Genomic DNA, 3144 nt, shown 5'->3' with positions numbered 1-3144 from the left:
CCGACCGATCTTTGGTTTGATTTGCGCGCAGAGCCCATATTTGGCTGCTTGGCTTGCCCACCCTGCGCAAGTTTATCCTCGGATTCCGCAAGGCCTTGCTCGCTAGATGCGAGACCGTCCTGTGTTAAATCGGAGCTCGGCGCGCTTGAAATAGACGGCTTTTTCTCTGCAAGCTTGGGTTTTTCTCCGCTAAATTCTATAAAAGTGGCGGCTAAATTTGAATTGGGCTTCGCTACAAAGCCGCCGCCAAGATCAAATGGCTTGTCGTCAACCATTTTGAAATTGAAAAATCCCTGATCGTCGTTAATGGAAATTTTAAGAACGCGGCCGTTTCGCAGCTCGAAACCGACCTCTTGATCGAACTCGAACGCAAGCCTGCCCTTTTTGATGAGGCTTTTTGCGTTTTTAAAATTTCCCTTGATCTGCGTGCCTACGAGGTTGCTCAGTGCGGGCTTTGCGCTTTTCGGCGCTTGATCGTAAAATTCCGCCTCGCAAAGATAGTTTTTCGGGCTTAGATAATCGGTCATCGCTTTGGTTATCTCGGCAAGCTCGCTACTTTCGAACCTGCCGTTGGAATTTATATCGTAGGTCTGCATTATGACGTCGGTGAAATTTTGAGAGAAGAGCCACGAGAAATGCAGGCTTGTGATCTTGCCGTCTTGTGCGACGGGGGCGATGCTAACGTGCGCAGTGGGCGTGTATAAGGCGCACAGAGCGCACGCAAATATCCGCGAGCTAAAGATCGCGGATAAAAGTAAAATTTTTACAAATTTCATCAACTACAAATTTTCTCCGAAAACGTCGATCGTCTTTTTCATCGTCTCGTACCAATCTAGCGGTAGCTGATCGATCTCTATCACCTTTGCGCCCGTTTGCGCGGCGATGGTTTGCGCTGCCTTTTTGGAAAACTGCGGTGCGACGAAAATCACCTTGATCTTTTCCTCTTTGGCTTCCTCGATCAGCTCGGCTAAATCCGCAGGCTTGGGCTCCTTGCCCTCTACTTCGACCGCGATCTGCTCCAGGTCGTATCGGTGCGCGAAATAGCCCCAAGACGGATGATAAACCATAAATTTCTTTCCCTTGACGCCCGCTAATTTCTGCTTCGCGTAAGCGTCCAGCTCGTCAAGCTTTTTAGCAAATTTATCGAAATTTGCTTCGTAAATTTTAGCATTCTTAGGATACTGTTTGGTTAACGCGTCTTTAATATTTTTGGCCTGGATCTTTGCTAGCTGCGGATCGAGCCAGATATGCGGGTCTAAGCCGTCATGGTGGTGATGGTGCTCGGCGTGATGCTCTTTTTCATCGTGATCGCGGTGTGCTTTGTGCTCCTTCTCATCGTGATGAGCGCTATGATCGTGCGCGTCGTGATGATGTGCGTCGTGCTCGTCATGATGGTGTGCCGCCATAGCTATCTTTTCGATACCCTCTTCGGTGCGGATTATCTTCATCTTCGGATACGCCGCGGCAAGCTTCGGTAGCCAAATTTCATCAAATTCTATACCGACTGCAAAATACAGATCGCTGTTTTGCACCATCTTCATCTCCGAAGGCTTGGGCTCGTATGTGTGCGGATCGGCGCCCTTGCCGACCATCGTATTTACCTGTAGCGTATCGCCCGCGATCTGCTCGACGAAATACTTCGTCGGAAGTATGGTCGTACTGACCGTAGGTTTGGCAAACAATGCGCAACTCATCGCAAAAAGCGCGAAAACAATCTTTTTCATAAAATTCCTTTCCGAAAAAATTGCGAAAGTATATCGTATGCAACTTAGTTGCAACTTAATATAAATTTATCTAAATTTCGCTATCATCGCTCAAATTTTAAAAAAGGCGCAAAATGGATCCCAAAGATTTTTTAGCGAACCATGATATCGCTTACACGGCGCTTCGCGGCCAGATCGTGAAAATTTTAAACGACAAAAAAGCCCCGGTAAGTTGCGACGAGCTAGTTGAGATTACGGGTGCGAATAAAACCACGATCTATCGCAATATTGCGCTTTTGGAAGAGAAAAATTTAATAATCGCGAGCGAAAATAATCACAAGAGCTTTTACGAGCTAAGCAGCAGCGCAAAAGCCTATTTCGTCTGTGAGAATTGCCACAAGATGGAGGAAATTTCGATGCCCGCTCTGCCGCAAAAAAACGTCAAAAGCGTGCTCGTGCGCGGTCTGTGCGACGAATGCGGCGGCTGATAGGAAGCGGCGCGCGATTTAACGGATTTTTATAAAAGAAACGATATAATCCGAGCATTTCATATTTTAAAAGGGAAAAATTTCAGTGAATAAAAACGATACTATCAAAGCCATCGAGAAGTTTGTAAATTCTCAAGAGATGACGATGTTTCGCCTTAAAAAGGGTATCTACGGCGACGCCATGAAAAATCTCGATCAGGTTTTTACTCCATATAAAGAATTCGCCGATTTTTTAAAAAATCCCGCAAATAGGCTACAGGAGCTGCTGGGAAATATTGCGTACGAGTCGATTTTGAGCTTTACCGACTCGGGGCTTGCGCACTGCGAGAAAATTCATAATCTTTATTTCACGGAGGCGAAAGGTTTTTTCAAAAGCGGACTGAAGTATATCGAGCCCGATGCCGCGACCAGGGAGAAGGCGAAGGGCTACTACGACAAACTGCTGGAAAATAACGAAAAGCTAAACGAATATATTAGCATAGGCTTGCAGAGGCTTCACGGCTTGGAAGCAAAGCTATTTGAATAACTCAGTATTTGAAATTTTAAAATTTATGCTCTTGTAGCGACCTTGTATTTTGCGCGGCGCGTAAATTTTTATGCGCTCAAGGCCTCGGCGCTGAGGTTGTTTGCAAAGATATAAAAATGCTGCATCTAAATTTTAAATTTCATTCCCGCGAGATAATTGTCGATATTGCCGCGCGCATCGGCGTAAATTTACTCCGTAGCAGCTCAAGACTTCCGCCGTTTTGCGGCATTATGTCGCCGCCAATTTGATGCACCCTGATTAGACGGCGGTTCTGCTTATGCGTGCAGATCGCTCTTTTTGAAATTTTACTCTTTGCTTCGGTGGTCGGGCATTTTGGATTTAATAAATTTGATTTTACTTTCGCCGCCGCCTGCGGGTTAAATTTTACGCTTTGCGAAGCGGCGTACCTGCAAAATTTAAAATTTGC

Annotated in this window: 5 protein-coding genes; 2 read left to right on the top strand and 3 right to left on the bottom strand. The window is 45.9% G+C overall.

Annotation, left to right across the window (positions count from 1 at the left end):
- Together Q0438_RS10540 and Q0438_RS10535 are read right to left on the bottom strand one after the other, a co-directional pair.
- A partial coding sequence (locus tag Q0438_RS10540; protein ID WP_299190716.1) for a DUF1007 family protein occupies positions 1-776 on the bottom strand: 776 nt, incomplete at its 3' end.
- 3 nt (positions 777-779) lie between these two features.
- The gene (locus tag Q0438_RS10535) at positions 780-1724 is read right to left on the bottom strand and encodes a zinc ABC transporter substrate-binding protein (RefSeq protein WP_299190715.1); all 945 of its coding nucleotides are present in this window, start codon (positions 1722-1724) and stop codon (positions 780-782) included.
- Positions 1725-1837: 113 nt separating this feature from the next.
- On the opposite strand from Q0438_RS10535, the gene Q0438_RS10530 reads away from it, so the two are divergent.
- Both Q0438_RS10530 and Q0438_RS10525 read left to right on the top strand, forming a co-directional pair.
- Complete coding sequence (locus Q0438_RS10530; protein WP_299190713.1) at positions 1838-2191, top strand: Fur family transcriptional regulator; 354 nt, start codon at positions 1838-1840, stop codon at positions 2189-2191.
- A gap of 85 nt (positions 2192-2276) precedes the next feature.
- Positions 2277-2717 carry a hypothetical protein gene (locus Q0438_RS10525; RefSeq protein ID WP_299190711.1) on the top strand — a complete coding sequence of 147 codons (441 nt, stop codon included), beginning with the start codon at positions 2277-2279 and terminating at the stop codon, positions 2715-2717.
- A gap of 139 nt (positions 2718-2856) precedes the next feature.
- Here Q0438_RS10525 and Q0438_RS10520 read toward each other — a convergent pair.
- Positions 2857-3144: hypothetical protein (locus tag Q0438_RS10520; protein ID WP_299190709.1), on the bottom strand; the 288-nt coding region annotated here is incomplete at its 5' end.

Origin of the sequence: uncultured Campylobacter sp. (assembly GCF_938030785.1) — a bacterium.
GTDB lineage: Bacteria > Campylobacterota > Campylobacteria > Campylobacterales > Campylobacteraceae > Campylobacter_B.
The sequence above is the reverse complement of the archived record's forward strand: the minus strand, read 5'-3'. Positions and strand labels throughout refer to the sequence as shown.

Excerpts from the sequence above, each read along its gene's own strand:
- Q0438_RS10535 (WP_299190715.1), bottom strand. The coding sequence starts at position 1,724 with ATGAAAAAGATTGTTTTCGCGCTTTTTGCGATGAGTTGCGCATTGTTT.
- Q0438_RS10530 (WP_299190713.1), top strand. The coding sequence starts at position 1,838 with ATGGATCCCAAAGATTTTTTAGCGAACCATGATATCGCTTACACGGCG.